This is a genomic window from Bradyrhizobium sp. LB8.2, from assembly GCF_040548035.1.
Lineage (GTDB): Bacteria > Pseudomonadota > Alphaproteobacteria > Rhizobiales > Xanthobacteraceae > Bradyrhizobium.
On sequence record NZ_JBEPQV010000001.1, the window covers coordinates 93,197 to 112,135 of the forward strand.

At 65.2% G+C, this 18,939-nt stretch carries 18 protein-coding genes; 13 read left to right on the forward strand and 5 right to left on the reverse strand.

Features of this window, described 5'->3' with window-relative positions:
• The first annotated feature begins 98 nt into the window (after window positions 1–98).
• Window positions 99–584 carry a YHS domain-containing (seleno)protein gene (locus ABIB06_RS00445; RefSeq protein ID WP_354047712.1) on the forward strand — a complete coding sequence of 162 codons (486 nt, stop codon included), beginning with the start codon at window positions 99–101 and terminating at the stop codon, window positions 582–584.
• On the opposite strand, the gene ABIB06_RS00450 is transcribed toward ABIB06_RS00445, so the two are convergent.
• The gene (locus ABIB06_RS00450; RefSeq protein WP_354047567.1) at window positions 574–1,407 is read right to left on the reverse strand and encodes a 3'(2'),5'-bisphosphate nucleotidase CysQ family protein; all 834 of its coding nucleotides are present in this window, start codon (window positions 1,405–1,407) and stop codon (window positions 574–576) included. The genes ABIB06_RS00445 and ABIB06_RS00450 overlap by 11 nt on opposite strands.
• Before the next feature lie 171 nt (window positions 1,408–1,578).
• Between ABIB06_RS00450 and chpT the strand changes: the two genes are divergently transcribed.
• The 6 genes from chpT (at window position 1,579) to ABIB06_RS00480 (ending at window position 8,392) form a co-directional block, all read left to right on the forward strand.
• On the forward strand, window positions 1,579–2,232 hold the full coding sequence (gene chpT, locus ABIB06_RS00455) for a histidine phosphotransferase ChpT (protein WP_354047565.1): 654 nt from the start codon (window positions 1,579–1,581) through the stop codon (window positions 2,230–2,232).
• A 195-nt stretch (window positions 2,233–2,427) separates the two neighbouring features.
• The gene (locus tag ABIB06_RS00460; RefSeq protein ID WP_354047563.1) at window positions 2,428–5,232 is read left to right on the forward strand and encodes a hybrid sensor histidine kinase/response regulator; all 2,805 of its coding nucleotides are present in this window, start codon (window positions 2,428–2,430) and stop codon (window positions 5,230–5,232) included.
• Between the two features lie 108 nt (window positions 5,233–5,340).
• Window positions 5,341–5,811, forward strand: coding sequence for a chemotaxis protein CheW (locus ABIB06_RS00465; protein ID WP_354047561.1), 471 nt, complete (start codon window positions 5,341–5,343; stop codon window positions 5,809–5,811).
• A 71-nt stretch (window positions 5,812–5,882) separates the two neighbouring features.
• Entirely contained in the window at window positions 5,883–6,248 is a 366-nt protein-coding gene (locus tag ABIB06_RS00470) for a response regulator (protein WP_007600538.1), read from the forward strand.
• 75 nt (window positions 6,249–6,323) lie between these two features.
• Entirely contained in the window at window positions 6,324–7,523 is a 1,200-nt protein-coding gene (locus ABIB06_RS00475) for a protein-glutamate methylesterase/protein-glutamine glutaminase (protein ID WP_354047559.1), read from the forward strand.
• Window positions 7,520–8,392: a CheR family methyltransferase gene (locus ABIB06_RS00480; RefSeq protein ID WP_354047557.1), complete on the forward strand. Its 873-nt coding sequence runs from the start codon at window positions 7,520–7,522 to the stop codon at window positions 8,390–8,392. The genes ABIB06_RS00475 and ABIB06_RS00480 overlap by 4 nt, the downstream gene beginning before the upstream one ends.
• 43 nt (window positions 8,393–8,435) lie before the next feature.
• Here ABIB06_RS00480 and ABIB06_RS00485 read toward each other — a convergent pair whose 3' ends face one another.
• From ABIB06_RS00485 to ctrA, 4 genes are all read right to left on the reverse strand, one after another.
• Window positions 8,436–9,596 carry a glutathionylspermidine synthase family protein gene (locus ABIB06_RS00485; RefSeq protein WP_354047555.1) on the reverse strand — a complete coding sequence of 387 codons (1,161 nt, stop codon included), beginning with the start codon at window positions 9,594–9,596 and terminating at the stop codon, window positions 8,436–8,438.
• Between the two features lie 3 nt (window positions 9,597–9,599).
• Window positions 9,600–10,001 (reverse strand): hypothetical protein, encoded by a 402-nt coding sequence (locus tag ABIB06_RS00490; protein WP_354047553.1) that lies wholly within the window; start codon window positions 9,999–10,001, stop codon window positions 9,600–9,602.
• Between the two features lies 1 nt (window position 10,002).
• Window positions 10,003–10,407 carry a DUF350 domain-containing protein gene (locus ABIB06_RS00495; protein WP_247348967.1) on the reverse strand — a complete coding sequence of 135 codons (405 nt, stop codon included), beginning with the start codon at window positions 10,405–10,407 and terminating at the stop codon, window positions 10,003–10,005.
• A gap of 166 nt (window positions 10,408–10,573) precedes the next feature.
• Window positions 10,574–11,275, reverse strand: coding sequence for a response regulator transcription factor CtrA (ctrA, locus tag ABIB06_RS00500; protein ID WP_007600544.1), 702 nt, complete (start codon window positions 11,273–11,275; stop codon window positions 10,574–10,576).
• Window positions 11,276–11,725: 450 nt separating this feature from the next.
• On the opposite strand from ctrA, the gene fliI reads away from it, so the two are divergent.
• From fliI to ABIB06_RS00530, 6 genes are all read left to right on the forward strand, one after another.
• Window positions 11,726–13,051: a flagellar protein export ATPase FliI gene (fliI, locus tag ABIB06_RS00505; protein ID WP_247348966.1), complete on the forward strand. Its 1,326-nt coding sequence runs from the start codon at window positions 11,726–11,728 to the stop codon at window positions 13,049–13,051.
• Window positions 13,052–13,172: 121 nt separating this feature from the next.
• Window positions 13,173–13,592, forward strand: coding sequence for a flagellar export protein FliJ (gene fliJ, locus ABIB06_RS00510; protein WP_007606301.1), 420 nt, complete (start codon window positions 13,173–13,175; stop codon window positions 13,590–13,592).
• Window positions 13,593–13,772: 180 nt separating this feature from the next.
• Window positions 13,773–14,318 carry a sigma-70 family RNA polymerase sigma factor gene (locus tag ABIB06_RS00515; RefSeq protein ID WP_354047550.1) on the forward strand — a complete coding sequence of 182 codons (546 nt, stop codon included), beginning with the start codon at window positions 13,773–13,775 and terminating at the stop codon, window positions 14,316–14,318.
• Window positions 14,319–14,413: 95 nt separating this feature from the next.
• Window positions 14,414–15,478 (forward strand): anti-sigma factor, encoded by a 1,065-nt coding sequence (locus ABIB06_RS00520; protein ID WP_354047548.1) that lies wholly within the window; start codon window positions 14,414–14,416, stop codon window positions 15,476–15,478.
• Between the two features lie 155 nt (window positions 15,479–15,633).
• Entirely contained in the window at window positions 15,634–16,593 is a 960-nt protein-coding gene (locus ABIB06_RS00525; protein WP_354047546.1) for a helix-turn-helix transcriptional regulator, read from the forward strand.
• Window positions 16,594–16,734: 141 nt separating this feature from the next.
• Complete coding sequence (locus ABIB06_RS00530) at window positions 16,735–17,955, forward strand: NAD(P)/FAD-dependent oxidoreductase (RefSeq protein WP_354125549.1); 1,221 nt, start codon at window positions 16,735–16,737, stop codon at window positions 17,953–17,955.
• The last annotated feature ends 984 nt before the right edge of the window (window positions 17,956–18,939 follow it).

Genomic DNA, 18,939 nt, shown 5'->3' on the forward strand with positions numbered 1-18,939 from the left:
GACGCCAACAGGCGCGGCTCTAGGTTGCGCCGAATGTCCCCTCGACTCGGATGTTATCCGCAGCAACTATGACGGCACAACGGCAGGAAGCCAGCCCTTTGCGCCCCGGAATTGCCTTGATCGGCCTTCTGGTCTGCCTGCTGTCGGGCATCTGGATCATCTGTCCGGGGTTGCCGGCGCGGGCGGCCACCACCGAGCGGATCGTCGTCAATCGTTTCAACGGCGTAGCGATCGAGGGCTTCGACCCCGTGGCCTATTTCGTCGATGGCACGGCCGTGCAGGGCACGGCGGAGTTCGAAGCGAACCTCTGGGACGCTGTCTGGCGGTTCCGGAACGAGGGCAACCGGGCCTCTTTCCTGGCCCACCCCGAGATCTACGGACCGCAGTTCGGCGGCTATGATCCGGTCGATATCGCCCGGGGCGTGACCGTCGCCGGCAATCCGCGCTTGTTCGTGATCGCGGCGCAGCGGCTTTATCTGTTCAGCCGGGAATCCAATCGCGACGCCTTCGCCGCCAATCCCGAGCGCTTCCTCCATGAGGTGGGCAAGCGCTGGCCGGCCCTCCAGGACAAGCTCAGTCAGTAGCAACCACCGCCTGCGGGTCGCCCCAGGCGATGAACGCCGGGATGATGAAGCCGCCATCGTGGCGCTCGCCGAAGCGGAGTTCGCCACCCCTGCCGTCGGTCACCCTGCCGCCGGCCGCGGTCACGACCGCGCAGCCGGCCCCGACGTCCCACTCACAAGTTGGCCCGAAGCGGGGATAGATGTCGGCGCTGCCCTCCGCGATCCGGCCGAATTTCACGGCCGAGCCGACCGTCTTTCGCACGGCATTGGGCCGGCCATCGATGAATGCCTCGCTTTTGGGATCGCCGTGCGAGCGGCTCACCGCCGCGATCCAGGGCTCGCCCGGCGTCGGCAGCTTGCGGGTATGGATCGGTTCGGCCGCGCCGATGGTCGCGCCGCCAAACCTCACCCGCTCGGCGCCGCGGCCGACGATACCGCGCCAGAGCAGCCCCAGCGCCGGGGCGCTGACGATGCCCAGCAGCGGCACGCCTGATGTCACGAGGGCAAGGTTGACGGTAAACTCGTCGCGTCCGGCGACGAACTCCTTGGTGCCGTCGAGCGGGTCGATCAGGAAGAAACTGTCGCGGAACGGCGGCGAGGCGAGCTGGGTCCGCTCTTCCGAGAGCGTCGGGATATCGCCCGCAAGCTGCGCCAGGCCGTCCGCGATGATGCGGTCGGCGGCAAGATCGGCCTCCGTCACGGGCGAGCCGTCCTGCTTGCCGTCGACCCGCATCGCCGCGCGGTTGACCGCGAGAATGGCCTCGCCGGCCTTCACCACCAGGGCGGTGAGCGGCTCCATCAGGTGGGAGGCGGCCGCGCCGTCGATGATCCGCTTCACCTGCATGCCTCATTCATCGGCGATTCCATCCCTACTCGAGTGATTCGCCGCGGCTTTATGGCCGCTTCGAGCCGATCGCAAGCTAGCTGCCACGGGCTTGCGAATGTTAGAACCCGCGGCATTCGTCAAGCATGCGTGATTCGCCGCGTCCGCGCCGTGCAATTCCAGGAACCCTTTATGTCTGACGCTTCGTCACCCGCTTCCGCTACCGCTCCAGATGCGCTCGAACTCGCTGCGCTGCTGTGCTCGCGCGTTTGCCACGATCTCATCAGCCCTGTCGGCGCCATCGTCAATGGGCTCGAAGTGCTCGACGACAACCCCAAGCCCGACGACCGCGAGTTCGCGCTCGACCTGATTCGCAAGAGCGCGAAAACCGCCTCTGCCCGCCTCCAGTTCTGTCGCCTCGCCTTCGGGGCGGCCGGCTCGTCCGGCGCGCAGATCGATCTCGGCGATGCCCAGACCATGGCGCGCGGCCACATCGAGGACGGCAAGTGCTCGATCACCTGGAATTTGCCGCGGATCCTGATGCCGAAAAATCGCGTCAAACTGCTGCTCAACATGCTGGTCGTTTCGCAGCACACGATTCCGCGCGGCGGCACGCTGACGATCGACCCGATCGGCGAGGGCGAGACGATGAGCTTCCGCATCACCGCGACCGGACATAATGCGCGCCTGCCGCTGAACATCTCCGAGCTCCTGAGCGGCGAGCGCGGCCCGGCCGCGGATGCGCACGCGATCCAGCCTTATTACACGCGGCTGCTGGCAGAGGCTTGCGGGCTCACCGTGAGGCTTGCGCACGAAGGCGAGGCCATCACCATAATCGCTTCGTAGGCACGAAGACGCTCTCAAACGTTAATCGAATCTTTACAAGGCGCTTCGGCTTGTCCGGAGCGCCTTATCTCTTTGTTGGTTCCGTTCTTTTGCACATACTCAACCATTATTAAACGCTTTGCGGTGAAGCTGGCCTCATTCCGAAATGGCGCATCACGTCACGTGCGCGCCCTCCCTGTATGAAGGCCTGTTTTCATGGATGATCTGTTGCGGGAGTTTTTGACGGAAACCGGCGAGAGCCTGGACACGGTGGACAATCAGCTGGTGAAGTTCGAGCAGGAGCCGAACAACGCCAAGATCCTGGATAACATCTTCCGCCTGGTCCACACCATCAAGGGCACCTGCGGCTTCCTCGGATTGCCGCGCCTGGAAGCGCTGGCGCATGCCGGCGAGACGCTGATGGGCAAATTCCGTGACGGCATGCCGGTGACCGGGCAGGCGGTGACGGTGATCCTGTCCTCGATCGACCGCATCAAGGAAATCCTCGCTGGCCTCGAGGCGACCGAAGCCGAGCCCGAGGGCACCGACCGCGACCTGATCGACAAGCTGGAAGCGATGGTCGAGCATGGCATGGCGGCGATGTCAGCAGGTGTCGCTGCTGCTCCCGTGGCCGAAGCGCCGCCGCTGGTGCCGGAAGCACCTGTCGCCGTTGAAGCCGCGCCGACCTCCGGCGTGCTGGCCGACCAGACCCTGGAGCGGCCGCTGCGTCTGGGCGAAGTGTCGCTCGACGAGCTCGAGCGCGCCTTCCGCGAGACCGCGATCGAAGCCCCGGCCCCCGCGCCCGTTGCCAAAGCTGAAGTAAAGGCCGCGCCCGCGCCGGCCGCTGAGGCGCCGGCGCCTGTGGCGAAGGAAACTGCCAAGGAAACTGCCAAGGACGCCAAGGCAAAGCCCGCCCCGAAGAAGTCGGGGGCCGACGAGACGGCCTCCGAGGGCGACCGCATCGCCAACCAGTCGATCCGCGTCAACGTGGATACGCTGGAGCATCTGATGACCATGGTCTCCGAGCTGGTGCTGACCCGCAACCAGCTGCTGGAGATCTCCCGCCGCAACGAGGACACCGAGTTCAAGGTGCCGTTGCAGCGGCTGTCCAACGTCACCGCCGAGCTGCAGGAAGGCGTCATGAAGACGCGCATGCAGCCGATCGGCAATGCCTGGCAGAAGCTGCCCCGCATCGTCCGCGACCTCTCGGGCGAACTCGGCAAGCAGATCGAGCTGGAGATGCACGGTGCCGACACCGAGCTCGACCGCCAGGTGCTCGACCTGATCAAGGACCCGCTCACCCACATGGTGCGCAACTCCGCCGACCATGGCCTGGAGACCCCGGCCGAGCGTCTCGCCGGTGGCAAGGGCGAGCAGGGCACCATCCGCCTGTCCGCCTATCACGAGGGCGGCCACATCATCATCTGCATCGCCGACAACGGCCGTGGGCTCAACACCGACAGGATCAAGGCCAAGGCGATCTCCTCGGGTCTGGCCACCGAGGCCGAGCTCGAGAAGATGAGCGAAGCCCAGATCCACAAGTTCATCTTCGCCCCGGGCTTCTCGACCGCGGCCGCCATCACCTCGGTGTCGGGCCGCGGCGTCGGCATGGACGTGGTGCGCACCAATATCGACCAGATCGGCGGCACCATCGACATCAAGTCGGTGGCCGGCGAGGGCTCCTCCGTCACCATCAAGATCCCGCTGACCTTGGCCATCGTCTCCGCGCTGATCGTGGAGGCCGCCGGCGACCGTTTTGCGATCCCGCAGCTCGCCGTGGTCGAACTGGTCCGTGCCCGCGCCAACAGCGAGCACCGCATCGAGCGCATCAAGGACACCGCGGTCCTCAGGTTGCGCAACAAGCTGCTGCCGCTGATCCACCTCAAGAAGCTGCTCAAGATCGACGACGGCGCCGTCTCCGATCCCGAGAACGGTTTTATCGTGGTGACCCAGGTCGGCAGCCAGACCTTCGGCATCGTGGTCGACGGCGTGTTCCACACCGAAGAAATCGTGGTCAAGCCGATGTCGACGAAGCTGCGTCACATCGACATGTTCTCCGGCAATACCATTTTGGGCGACGGCGCGGTCATCATGATCATCGATCCCAACGGCATTGCCAAGGCGCTCGGCGCCGCCGGCGCCTCGGCCCATGACATGGCCAACGAGAACGGGGCTCACCACATCGGAACGGGCGAGCAGACCACCTCGCTGCTGGTCTTCCGCGCCGGCTCGTCCCAGCCCAAGGCGGTCCCGCTCGGGCTGGTCACGCGCCTGGAGGAGCTGCCCGCCGACAAGATCGAGTTCAGCAACGGCCGCTACATGGTGCAGTACCGCGAGCAGCTGATGCCGCTGGTTGCCATGGAGAGCGTCACCATTGCCAGCCAGGGCGCCCAGCCGATCCTGGTGTTCTCCGACGACGGCCGCTCCATGGGCCTCGTCGTCGACGAGATCATCGACATCGTCGAGGAACGGCTCAACATCGAGGTCGGCGGCTCCAGCCAGGGCATTCTCGGCTCGGCCGTGATCAAGGGCCAGGCCACCGAAGTGATCGACGTCGGCCACTTCCTGCCGATGGCGTTCGCCGACTGGTTCACCCGCAAGGAGATGAAGCCGTCGCTGCACTCGCAGTCGGTGCTGCTGGTCGACGACAGCGCGTTCTTCCGCAACATGCTGGCTCCGGTGCTCAAGGCCGCCGGCTACCGGGTCCGCACCGCGCCGACCGCGCAGGAGGGCCTCGCGGCGCTGCGCGCACAGACCTTCGACGTGGTCCTGACCGACATCGAGATGCCCGACATGAACGGGTTCGAGTTCGCGGAAGTTATCCGCTCCGACAGCAATCTGGGCGCGATGCCGATCATCGGCCTCTCGGCGCTGGTGTCGCCGGCGGCAATCGAGCGCGGCCGTCAGGCCGGCTTCCACGACTATGTCGCCAAGTTCGACCGTCCCGGTCTGATCGCGGCGCTGAAGGAACAGACCGCGGGCGCCGCCGGCGCCTCCGAGCTGAGCCGGGCAGCGGCGTAAGAGCATGATCCGGAAAAGTGCGAAGCGGTTTTCCCTCGCGACAAACCCGGAACGCGTTTGCGCGGAGATCATGCTCCAACAAACCGGCATGGATCAGGAGATACGCACATGACCAGGAAGACCCAGTCCGGCGAAGGCGCCATGGTCGAATACGTCACCGCGATGATCGGCGGCCAGCTGTTCGGCCTGCCGATCTCCCGGGTCCAGGACGTGTTCATGCCCGAGCGCGTCACCCGCGTTCCGTTGTCCTCGCGCGAGATCGCGGGCGTGCTGAACCTGCGCGGCCGCATCGTCACCGTGGTCGACATGCGCGCCCGGCTCGGCCTGCCCAGGCCCGAGGACGGCAAGCCGCCGATGGCGGTCGGCGTCGACCTGCGCGGCGAATCCTACGGCCTGCTGATCGACCAGATCGGCGAGGTGCTGCGGCTTGCCGAAGACAACATGGAAGAAAACCCCGTCAACCTCGATCCCCGCATGGCCAAGCTCGCCGGCGGCGTCCACCGCCTCGACGGACAGCTCATGGTCGTCCTCGACGTCGATCGCGTCCTCGAGCTCGCGCCCGAGATGATGGCGGCCTGATACGGCGGCACTACCGCCGACGTACCTGCAATTGGAAGTGCCCCCGCAAAGGGGGAGAAGCAGAGGTTCACATGCGAACTTGTCTCGTCGTTGATGATTCCAGCGTCATCCGCAAGGTTGCGCGCCGGATCCTGGAGGGCCTCGACTTCCAGATCCTCGAAGCGGAAGATGGTGAGAAAGCGCTGGAAGCCTGCAAGCGCGGCCTGCCCGACGCAGTGCTGCTCGACTGGAACATGCCGGTGATGGACGGCTACGAGTTCCTCGGCCATCTCAGGCGCATGCCCGGTGGCGACCAGCCCAAGGTCGTGTTCTGCACCACCGAGAACGACGTCGCGCACATCGCGCGCGCGCTGCACGCCGGCGCCAACGAGTATATCATGAAGCCGTTCGACAAAGACATCGTGACGGCGAAATTCCAGGAAGTCGGGCTTATCTGAGCGACCGCCCGGAGGCTGAACGGATCCTTCGGCGTTTGTTTTCAACTGAACCGTTTCAGTCCGAGTTGGTGAGTAATGAGCGTTGCGTTCGCAGGTAATTCGACCACAGGTTCGTCGCGCGAAGCCGGCCCATTGCGGGTGATGATCGTCGACGACTCCGTCGTCATCCGCGGTCTGATCTCGCGCTGGATCGGTGCCGAGCACGACATGGAGGTCGCGGCCTCGCTGCGCACCGGGCTCGAGGCGGTCAACCAGATCGAACGCATCAACCCTGATGTTGCCGTGCTCGACATCGAAATGCCCGAGCTGGACGGCATCTCGGCGCTGCCGCAATTGCTGGCGAAGAAGCGCGATCTCGTCATCATCATGGCCTCGACGCTGACCCGCCGTAACGCGGAGATCAGCTTCAAGGCGCTGTCGCTCGGCGCGGCCGACTACATTCCGAAGCCGGAATCGACGCGCGAAGCGTCGGCTGCGGACATCTTCCACCACGACCTGATCCAGAAGATCCGCCACCTCGGCGCACGGCTGCGCCGGAAGCCCGCCGTTGCGAGCCCGCCGCTGGCGCCCGCAAGCCCGGCGTCAGTCGCACGTGGACCGGCTGTCGCGCGGCCTGCTACGCCCGCACCGGCTCCGGCCATACATGCCCTGTCGTCGGGTCCGCTGACCACGCGTCCGTTCTCGACCCAGGCGCCGAAGGTGCTGCTGATCGGCTCATCGACCGGCGGTCCTCAGGCGCTGATGGCGCTCGTCACCGAGCTCGGTCCGGTGATCGACCGCTTCCCGGTGCTGATCACCCAGCACATGCCGCCGACCTTCACGACCATCCTTGCCGAGCATCTGGCACGCACGAGCCGCAAGCCAGCGGCCGAGGCGGTCGATGGCGAGCCGGTAAAGCCGGGCCGCATCTACCTTGCGCCGGGCGGCAAGCACATGCGCGTCGTGCGCAGCGGCGCCGACGTGGCGATCGCGCTCGACGACGGCCCCGCCGTCAATTTCTGCAAGCCCGCGGTCGACCCGCTGTTCACCTCCGCCATCGACATCTGGCATGGCGCCATCCTCTCCGTGATCCTGACGGGCATGGGCTCGGACGGCATGCGCGGCGGCAAGGACATCGTTGCCGCCGGCGGCAGCGTCATCGCGCAGGACGAAGCCACGAGCGTGGTCTGGGGCATGCCGGGCGCTGCGGCCCATGCCGGCATCTGCGCGGCGATCCTGCCGCTCAACCAGATCGGCGCCCGGGTCAATCGCCTGTTCGCAGGAGACCGCTCGTGACGCCGGTCGACTACGACTATCTGCGCAAGTTCCTGAAAGAGCGCTCCGGCCTCGATCTCTCCCCGGACAAGCAGTATCTGGTTGAGAGCCGTCTGCTGCCGCTGGCCCGCAAGGCTAGTCTTCCCGGCATTCCCGATCTCGTGCTGAAGATCAGGAACGGCGACGGGCGGCTTGCGACCGACGTGGTCGAAGCGATGACCACCAACGAGACTTTCTTCTACCGCGACAAGATTCCGTTCGATCACTTACGCGAAACCATCCTGCCGGGTCTGCTTCGGGCGCGCGCGGCGCGCAGATCGCTGCGCATCTGGTCGGCGGCGGCGTCGACGGGGCAGGAGCCCTATTCGATCGCGATGTGCGTGAAGGAGATGGGCGCAGCCTTGGCCGGCTGGCGCATCGAGATCGTCGCCACCGATCTGTCGCAGGAGGTGCTGGAGAAATCCAAGGCCGGCGTCTACAGCCAGTTCGAGGTGCAGCGCGGCCTGCCGATCCAGCACCTGATGAAATACTTCACGCAATCGGGCGACATCTGGCAGCTCAATGCCGACATTCGCGCGATGGTGCAGTTCCGCCAGCTCAATCTGTTGCAGGACTTCTCCCATCTCGGCACGTTCGACGTGATCTTCTGCCGCAACGTCCTGATCTATTTCGACCAGGACACCAAGGCGGTGATCTTCGAGCGCATGGCGAAGGGACTGGAAGTCGACGGCACGCTGCTGCTTGGCGCCGCCGAATCCGTCGTCGGCATCACCGACGCGTTCCGCCCGATCGCCGACCGCCGCGGTCTCTATCAGCTCAACCCGACGCGCTCCGGCCGGCCGATGGGCGGATTGATGCCGCCGTCGTTGAAGGTCGCCGCGGCGCGGTAAACTGTCTTCCTTGTCCCCACAAGGTGAGGGGGAAGAGCGTAACTCACAAAATCGCATGCGGCAGAAACCGCGAGCCGTTGCCGGTGATCGGGCTTTCATCCTCGCGGATCGACAGGCCGCAGGGTTCGTGATTCACCAGCCAGCTTCCCACCACCGGATAGAAGCTTGAAAAATTCGGCAGCGGTGACAATGCCTGCCGCACAAATCCTTCGGCACCGTAAGGGCCGGCCTGCTCGTCGAGCGGCATGCCGCCAGACACCAGCGTGACATTGGCGCCTTCGCGCGACAGCAGCGGCTTGCGCACATAGGAGCTTCCGAGCTCGGCCGCCCGCGGATCATCCTCAAAGAAGGCCGGCAGCAGATGGGGATGGTTCGGAAACATCTCCCAGAGCAGCGGCAGGATGCCCTTGTTGGAGAGCACCGCCTTCCACGGCGGTTCGATCCAGCGCGTCGTTGCGTCCTTGAGCTTCGCGCCGAAGGCGTCGTGGAACATCCATTCCCAGGGATAGAGCTTGAAGGCGAGCGCTATGTCGCGGCCGTCGATATCGACGAAGCCGCCGGCCTGGTCGCGCCAGCCGATCGCCTCGATGTCGAGCAGTGTGGTTGTCAGTCCCGCCTGGCGCGCCGTGTCTTCGAGATAGGCGAGCGTGCCGGCGTCCTCGTCATTGCGTGTGGCGCCGGTGAGATGGACATGGCGGCCTGCGGCAATCTGCTTCCACGCTTCGATCAGCCGCTCGTGGATGGAGTTGAACTGGTCAGCGCGTGACGGGATGATTTGGCGATCGATCGCCTGTTCGAGCCAGGTCCATTGAAACACCGCGGCTTCGAAAATCGAGGTCGGCGTATCCGCGTTGTATTCGAGCAGCTTTGCCGGCCCCTTGCCGTCGAATTTCAGATCGAGCCGGCCATAGAGGCTGCGGTCGTCTCGTGCCCAGCTTTCGGCGATCAAGCTCCAGAACGCGTCCGGTATCTTCAAACGCTGCAGATGGCGCTCGTCGCCGATCACGCGGCCGGCAAGCTCCAGGCACATCGCGTCGATCTCGCCGGTCGGCGTCTCGATGCCGCGCTCGATCTCGTCGAGCGTGAAGGCGTAGTAGGCGCGCTCGTCCCAATAGCGCTCGCCGTCGATGGTGTGGAAGGCGAAGCCGTATTGTTCGGCAGTCTGCCGCCAGTCGTCGCGCTCGGGGCAGACGATGCGTCGCATGGATCAGCCGCCACCCGAAAAGCCGTGACCAAACGAGCCGAAGCCGCCGCGGCTCACGCCGCCGGAGCCTGAATCGGACGACGTTCCCGACGAGGAATGGCTCGAGGAGTCGCTGCTGAAGAAATTCGATCGCGACGACCAGCGCGAGCCGCCGCCTGACGAACCGCTTCTGCTGCTGCACGCGGCGCTTGCCTGCACCGGCGGGGCTCCGGGGGCTGTCGCCCCGGTAGCAGAGGGCTCGCAATTCTGCCGCGGCATCAGCGTGTAGGCGGTGGCGCCGACCGCGATCGTGCCCATCACCAGCAGCGCGACATGGTCGGAGCGCTTCACCGGCTGTTGGGGAGCCGGCGGTCCCGCCGCCGGCCGGCGTTTGCCGAACTCCTTTTTGGAGGGCTTGTCGGCCATGTCAGTAGATCATGCAGGCGGCGTTGAGCAGGCCCGCGGCGAGCGACGACAGTCCGAGCCAGATCGCGGGCGCGAGCTCGCCGGCGGCGATCCGCGCCGACAGGTTCGGCACCGGCACCTTCACCAGAAAGAACACGACGATCTGAACGAGCAGCCCGATCATCGCCCATATCAGGCAGTCCAGCACATTGGCCGAATGCGCGATGGCGCTAACCAGCGGCGCCACGAAGCCCAGCAGGCTGAGGCCGAGCGCGATCGCGGCAGCCGGATCGTTGTCGCGGATCAGCTGGAATTCGTTGTGCGCCGTGATGCGGGTGTAGACGAACAGATACGCCACGATCGCGACCAGCCCGGTGCAGAAATAGACCAGGAAGGCGGGCAAGCCGGCCAGTGATTGCAGGATCATCGTTCCCCCATCGTGCAGCGACCATTCGTCGGCGGGGGAAGGATAGCGGTTCAATGGCGGGCGGACGATGAGGCCGCGTTCGTGTCCCCAAAAACAAAAACCCCGCCATTTGCGGCGGGGTCCAGGCTGGGAGGAGCAAGCCCCTGGGGCTTGCGACGTAAACTGATCAGGCGGGGATGCGCTCTTCGACCTCGTGCGGCTCGCGCAGCACGTAGCCGCGGCCCCACACAGTCTCGATGAAGTTGCGGCCTTCCGAGGCATTCGCGAGCTTCTTGCGGAGCTTGCAGATGAAGACGTCGATGATCTTCAGCTCCGGCTCGTCCATGCCGCCGTAGAGGTGGTTGAGGAACATTTCCTTGGTGAGGGTCGTACCCTTGCGGAGCGAGAGCAGCTCCAGCATCTGGTATTCCTTACCGGTCAGATGCACGCGCTGGCCGCCGACTTCGACCGTCTTGGTGTCGAGGTTGACGACGAGGTCGCCGGTCTGGATGACCGACTGGGCATGGCCCTTGGAACGGCGCACGATCGCGTGGATACGGGCAACCAGCTCGTCCTTGTGGAAGGGCTTGGTCATGTAGTCGTCGGCGCCGACGCCGAGACCCTTGACCTTGTCCTCGATGCCGGCGAGGCCGGAGAGGATCAGAATTGGTGTCTTGATCTTGGAGACCCGGAGCTGCTTGAGCACGTCGTAGCCGGACATGTCGGGCAGGTTGAGGTCGAGAAGGATAATGTCGTAATCGTATAATTTACCGAGATCGACGCCTTCTTCCCCCAAATCGGTCGTGTAGACGTTGAAGCTCTCAGACTTCAGCATCAGCTCGATCGACTGCGCGACGGCGCTGTCATCTTCAATCAGCAAAACGCGCATGCCAGTTCCCCATAGTCGCCGCTCCTGGGCGTCAGGTCGGCCGCATTCGCGGCACACAACAAAACGCCTTTGAACAACTGATTCGGATCCTGACAACAGATGGTTAACAAATTCTGATTCTGGAACGCAAGCCCTGTAGATGCAATTTTGGTCGAATCGCCCTAAGGTCTTGTGCGCGAAGCAGCTTTCGTTATCCGGTTGCGTTCAAGTTCCACTTTAAGAGACGGGCCTAACCGACTCCCGCGACTCAACCTTCTTCTGAAGGGGAGCCACGCTCAGTCACAAAGACAGTGACGCAATGATTAACGATGCGGGTAAACACGAAGTTAAGCGCCGTTCAGAAATATGGCGAAATTTAAGGTTTTCGCCACGAACCCCCGGGATCACGCAGGCGATCACCCCGTGATGGCCCTCTTATGAAGGCACTCTCTTAATGAAAGCTCTTGCCGAATGAAGGCTCTGGCCGAACAGATCGGCGATATCGACGGCGTCAATATTTATGGCCGTGTGGTCGGCGTGCGCGGCCTGATGGTCGAGGTGGCCGGCCCGATCCATGCGATGTCGGTCGGCGCGCGGCTCGTGATCGAGACCGGCGGCAACCGTTCCATCCCCTGCGAGGTGATCGGCTTCTCCGGCAACAATGCCGTCGTGATGCCGTTCGCCGGCCTCGACGGCGTGCGGCGCGGCTGCAAAGCCGTCATCGCCAATTCCGCAAATCAGGTGCGGCCTTGCGCGGCCTGGCTCGGCCGCGTCGTCAATGCACTGGGCGAGCCGATCGACGGCAAGGGGCCGCTGCCGCAGGGCCCGGCGCCGATGCCGTACCGCAATTCGCCGCCGCCGGCGCACTCGCGCAAGCGCGTCGGCGCGCCACTCGATCTCGGCGTGCGCGCGATGAACACCTTTCTCACCTGTTGCCGCGGCCAGCGCATGGGCATCTTCGCAGGGTCCGGCGTCGGCAAATCGGTGCTGCTGTCGATGCTCGCGCGCAATGTCGATGCCGCGGTCAGCGTCATCGGGCTGATCGGCGAACGTGGCCGCGAGGTGCAGGAGTTCTTGCAGGACGACCTCGGAGAGGAGGGCCTGGCGCGCTCCGTCGTCGTGGTCGCGACCTCCGACGAGCCGGCGCTGATGCGCCGCCAGGCCGCGTATCTCACGCTCGCGGTCGCCGAATATTTTCGCGACGAGGAGCAGGACGTCCTGTGCCTGATGGATTCGGTGACGCGCTTTGCCATGGCTCAGCGCGAGATCGGTCTGTCCGCCGGCGAACCGCCGACCGCCAAGGGCTACACGCCGACCGTGTTCACCGAGCTGCCGAAGCTTCTGGAGCGCGCCGGACCGGGCCTGGGCGAGGGCGCCATCACCGCGATCTTCACCGTGCTGGTCGACGGCGACGACCATAACGAGCCGATCGCGGATGCTGTCCGCGGCATCCTCGACGGCCACATCGTGATGCAGCGCTCAATCGCCGAGCGCGGCCGCTACCCCGCCATCAACATCCTCAAATCCGTCTCCCGCACCATGCCGAAATCGGCCGACCCGCAATTCTGGCCGACCATCCAGCGGGCGCGCCAGGTGATGGCGACCTATGCCGACATGGAGGAATTGATCCGGCTGGGCGCGTACCGCGCCGGCTCCAGCCCCGAGGTCGACGAGGCGATCCGCCTGCACGAGCCGCTGGAGGCCTTCCTGCGCCAGCGCAAGGACGAAAATGCATCACTGGCGGACGGCTACCGCCAGTTGGCGCTAATCCTCGGCAATTTGGAAACGGAACGCTAACTTTGTCCCGTCATCATCCCATCCCACAGAGTAGCAGAGCCGGTCTTGGCCCCAGTCGGGCCCGTGGGGAGACCGGTGTTGTCCCACGTGCAGCCAAGGGACTTCTGGGGAGTACGAGTCGATGAAGTCACGTGATACCCTCATTCGCCTGAAGAAATTTCAGGTCGACGAGAAGCGCCGCCGGGTCACCCAGATCGAGACCATGATTGCCGACTTCCAGCGGATGTCGACCGATCTCGAACGCGAGATCTCGACCGAGCAGGAGCGTGCCGGGATCAACGATCCCTCGCACTTCGCCTATCCGACCTATGCCAAGGCGGCGATCCAGCGCCGCGAGAACCTGACCCGCTCGGCCGACGAGCTGAAGGGCCAGCTCGACGAAGCCAAGGCCGCGCTGGCCGAAGCCTTCGAGGAACTGAAGAAGGTCGAGCTCCTCGACGAGCGCGACCAGGCCCGCGAACGCGCCGAGGAAAACGCCCGCGAGCAGGCCGACCTCGACAGCATCGGCCTGATGCGTGCCCGCATGGGCGCCGTTGCCTGAGGCGCTAGCCGCCAGACCTGCGAGAATTTTGCAGAACCCGGACCCGCAAGGGCCGGGTTTTCGCATGTGCTGTCCACAGCGTGGCGACGCGCCCCCTTGGTGGTCGGCTTTGTCGCGCGCTATGGTGGCGGAGTGCCAGAGCCTGCGCGGAACGCGACGGGCCGCGCATTGGGGGGCTGAATGCTGACGCCAGCAGAGCTGGTCGGGCTGATTGGGGCGGTAGCGCAGGGCGATCAGGCCGCGTTCGAACGCCTCTACGTCGCCACGCGCGCGAAACTCTTTGGCGTCGTGCTCCGTATCTTACGCCGACAGGATGTCGCAGAGGAGGTCATTCAGGAGACCTACGTCAAGATCTGGAACAGCGCCGGCCAGTTCAATCCCGCTCTGTCGTCGCCGATTACGTGGATGGCGTCGATCGCGCGCAACCGCGCCATCGACATCGTGCGCAAGAAGACGGAAGTCTCCATCGAGGAAGAGCCGCAGGCGATGGAAGTCGCAGGCGACAGCCCCGATCCGCTGGCGCGGAGGGAGATGACCGAGGAATTGAAGCGGCTCCTGGAATGTATCGGCCGGCTCGAGCCGGACCGTCAAAGACTCGTGCTTCTCGCCTATTACAACGGCTGGAGCCGCGAGCAATTGGCGGAGAAATTCGCGGTGCCCGTCAACACGGTGAAGACGTGGCTCCGCCGCAGCATGTTGGATATTCGCGCATGTCTTGGACTATGAGGCTTGGACTATGAGGGCTTGGACTATGAGGGCTTGGGCTATGAGGGCTTGGGTATGAGAGCTCATACTGTGAGGGTGGGTCTGGACCGCAAGTGATGGCCTATACGGAGGACCATATCGCGCTCGCCGCGGAATATGCGCTCGGTACCCTCGACGCGGACGAGCGCGCGCAGGTCGAGACCATGATGGCGGTGGACAAGGCGTTCGCCGAGATCGTGCAGGCGTGGGCGTACCGGATCGGCGTGCTCAACCAGATGGTCGGCTCGATCGAGCCGCGTCCGATCGTGTGGGAGAACATCAGGTCCGAGCTCGCGCGGACGGACTTTGCGCAGGAGCCGCCGGCGCTGCAGGACGTCGCGCCGCCGCTACCGCCATCTGTGCCGGAATTTTCCTCGCTCGACACCGTGCCTCCGGAGCTGCCGTCGCAGGATATGCAACAACCGGGGCCGCAGCCTCCCGAAGCGGAGCAGGGCGAAGCGGTGCGCTCCGAGCGCGACGCGATTCCCGACGTCGTGCCGATATTCATGCCGCAGGTCCATGCGCCAGACCCGCAGGTCGCGCGTGTGCCGCCGGCGCCGGTCGCCGACAACAGCAATGTGATTCGGCTCGAGGGCCGTGTGAAGCGCTGGCGCACCATCGCATCCGCCGTCGGTGCACTCGCGGCCGCGCTGCTCGTGACGCTGTCGCTTCAGATATTCCGGCCCGAGGCGCTGCCGGGCGGCTTGCGTCCGCCCGTGCGCATCCAGACGGTCGAGGTGAAGACACCGGCGTCGCTTCCGCCTTCGTCGCAATACGTCGCGCTGTTGCAGGGCCAGGGCGGCGGTCCCGCCTTCATCCTCACCATCGACGGTGCGTCCAGGAATTTTACCGTGCGCAAGGTCGGCGCGACGCCGGAGCCCGGCAAGAGTTTCGAGCTCTGGCTGATCTCCGACAGGCTGCCGGGCCCGCGCTCGCTGGGCGTGATCGGCGCGGGCGATTTCACCGCACGACCGATGCTCGGTTCGTACGATGCCGACGTCGTCAACGGCGCGACCTATGCCGTCACTGTCGAGCAGACGGGCGGCTCGCCCAACGGGCAGCCGACCTCGGCGCCGGTATTTTCCGGCAAGCTGATCGAGACCGTGCCGCCGTCCCAGCCGCAGGCGCCCGCGAAGAAGTAGACGCGCTGTCGCCACGGTCCGTTCCGCCGTCGCATCCCGACAAGTCCCGCCGAATCCGCCCCCGATTTGAACCTCTGCGCATTTCGCCGCGTCAAATGCCCGGAATTTGCAGTCGGCGCCGCCGATCATGGTGCCGGAGAGGGGCGAGAAATCAGATGGATGCAGCGAAAACGTCGGGCATCTTCGTTCACCAATATGCAGGGCTGCCACACGGCCCGGCCTTCGAATATTGGCGCGAGCGGACCTTCGGTTGCTGCGGCCTGGATATCGGGCCGAGCCGGGGCGACAGCATCGATTGCCGGCTCCAGGTCAGCGTCGTCGATAATATCGCGCTCGCCATTCCCGAAGGTGCCTCCGCGCAATATTCACGCACCCAGAGCCACCTTGCCGACGGCAGCGACGATCTCGTCCTGATCGCGGGCCATGCGGGCCTCGTCCGCGTCGGGCAGAACGGCCATGCCGTGGAGCTTGCGCCCGCGCAGATGGTGCTCGTCGACATGGGCATCACCGGCACCGTCGGCCATAGCGACGAAGATCGCTTCACCACCATCCGCATGCCGCGTCGCGCGCTGCTCGAGATCAATCCGCGCGCCGAGGACAAGCTGTCGCAAGTGCTCTCGGACGGCGCGGTTGCCGAGACGATCTTCCGCTACCATTCCCTTGCCGCCCATCAGGCGCCGCATCTCGATGCCGTCGGCCAGCGCCTCACCGCGCAGCACATGGTCGATCTCGTCGGCCTCCTGCTCGGCACCGACGCCGAACATGCAAGTCTCGCGCGCGGCCGCGGGCAGGCGGCGGCCCGCCTCGATCTCATGCGCGCCGACGTGATGGCTGCGCTTGGCCGCAACGATCTCTGCCTGTCCGAGATCGCCACGCGCTCCGGCCTGAGCCCGCGCCAGGCACAGCGCCTGTTCGAGCAGGCCGGAACGACCTTTACCGAATTCGTGCTGGAGCAGCGCCTGCTGCAAGCGCGCAAGCTGCTCGGCGATCCTCGCGCCAGGGTCCGCAAGATCAGCGACATCGCGCACTCATCAGGCTTCTCCGATCTGTCCTATTTCAACCGTGCCTTCCGCAAGCGCTTTGGCGCGACGCCGTCGGAACTGCGCGAGGCCTGAGCCGCGCTGAGAATTTGTGCTGCGCGCCGGTGCCACCGCAGTTGGTCCGCCCGGCCGGATGAGCTATACCTGTCTGAATGGTCAGACGGCTTGATCGTTCGTCGCTTCGTCGTCGCTCTCTTGGGAATGCAGTCAACGGACATGGCGCGTATTGTCGTGCTCGGCGCCGGGTTTGCAGGTCTGTGGGCGGCCATCGGTGCCGCACGCAAGCGCGACGAGATCGGTGCGGCCGGTCGTGACATCGAGATCTGTGTCGTCGATCGCAATCCCTATCACAACATCCGCGTTCGCAATTACGAGGCCGACCTCAGCGAGGTCGCGCTTCCGCTATCGCAACTGCTCGATCCGATCGGCGTCCGTCACGGGATCGGCGAGGTCGAAGCCATCGATCCGGCCCGGCGCGAGATTTCGCTGGTCACGGGTAGCGGCGACGAGACGCTGGCTTATGACCGGCTGGTGCTGGCGCTCGGCAGCGAAGTGATGCGTCCCGCCATTCCTGGCCTTGTCGAGCATGCTTTCGATGTCGACACCTATCCTGCGGCGCTCCGCCTCGAGGGTCATCTCACTTCGCTCGGACGCAGCGCGCCTTCGCCGGGGCGCTCGACGGTCGTCGTGGTCGGCGCCGGCTTCACCGGCATCGAGGTCGCGGCCGAGATGCCCGACAGGCTGGCGCGCGCCGGCATCACCGGCAGCCGCCGTATCATCCTCGTCGATCCCAATCCGGCGGTGGGCGCCACCATCGGCGCGCACGCGCGTCCCGTGATCGAGACGGCGTTGGCCTCGCTCGACGTCGAGACACGGCTTGGCGTCCGCGTCGTCTCCGTCGAGGCCGCCGGCCTGCGCCTGAACCCGGGCGAGTTCATTCCGACGCGGACGGTGATCTGGTGTGCCGGGATGCGCGCGAGCCCCCTGGCGGCGAGCTTTCCGGACGCACGCGATCGCCTCGGGCGCCTTCTCGTCGATCCCCTGTTGCGGGTTGCGGATGTCGGCGGTGTGTTCGCCGCCGGCGACGTCGCCTCGAGCGTGGTCGATGGCTTGCATCCGACCGTGATGTCCTGCCAGTTCGCGCGTCCCATGGGCCGCTTTGCCGGCCACAATGTCGTCGCCGATCTCGCAGGCCTGCCGATGCTGCCGCTGCGCATCGACTGGTACGTGACCGTGCTCGATCTCGGCGGCTGGGGCGCACTCTATACGGAAGGATGGGACCGCGAAGTCCGTGCTATCGGCGCGGCCGCGAAGGCAACCAAACAGACCATCAACCGCAAGCGTATCTACCCGCCGCTCTCGGGGCGCAAGGACGAGCTGTTCGCCGCGGCAGCGCCGACAGTGCAGGCGCCGCCGCCGACTTATGGGGCGCGGTAGGCATCTGATCGGTGGCCGGTTAGAGCACGACGGCCGGGCACCTCCGTCATGGCCACCCCGTTACTGCATCTACAAGCCCTTGCGTTGCGCGACGGGCAAAACACGCGAGTGGTGGGTCAACGCGCAGGACCAAAAATATTCCACTTTACCGAAATTCGGAAACGACGTATGTGTCGCGGCAACCCGGCCCAAGGAAGAGGGGCGTATCGCGATCGTCACGAACGCGGGCCGGACGGCGGTGGACGTTGGTTACATCGGCGCGAAGGGTTTCGCAGTGCGGGCAACCGTGAGCGAAGGCGTCGCGCGCACGACCGGTGTGATCGGCGTACGGCAAAATCGTGTGGTCCTGACGCCCGGGGTCTGTGCGTCAAGTCTTGCGGTGATGTGTGTTGCCCGACCGGGCGCGCGCATCAGTCATCTGCAAGGCGACGGGGGCAATAGTGCATCGCTCCCCGGGGAGAGCACGGCATAAGCCGTCAAACCACTGCGCAGGGAAGGCCGGACGTTTTGGCTTCACCTGTATGCCGCTGTGCAGATCTTTGACTGCAACCTTCGCACAGTGGACCGCGGGTGCCAGCCGGCGCCCGGTCTTCCCTGCGCCCTTTTCAATCGAGGGCAAGGCGACGAAGCAAAGCTCGGGCGAAATGCGCCGCGAGAGGGCGAAGGTGTGTCTACTGAAGAGAGGTCTCGTGCCCCGGACGCTGCGCAGCACGAAGTGATGCGCTGCAGAGCCGGGGCCCATGCATCAGCGGTTTGCGTGGCCTTCTGGGTCCCGGCTCCGCGCAGCAGCGTAAGGACGCTGCAGCGCGTCCGGGACATGAGAGATGAATTCAGTCACTCGACGGAGGTACCCCAGACATGAGAAAGCGCCCGTGGGGGGCGGGCGCTTTCTGTAGTCGACTTGGGGTTGGGGTCGTCTACATATCCACGTGGCGACTTTGGGGGGCTGATAAAGAGCCGCGTGAATTCCTGAAACTCAAATCT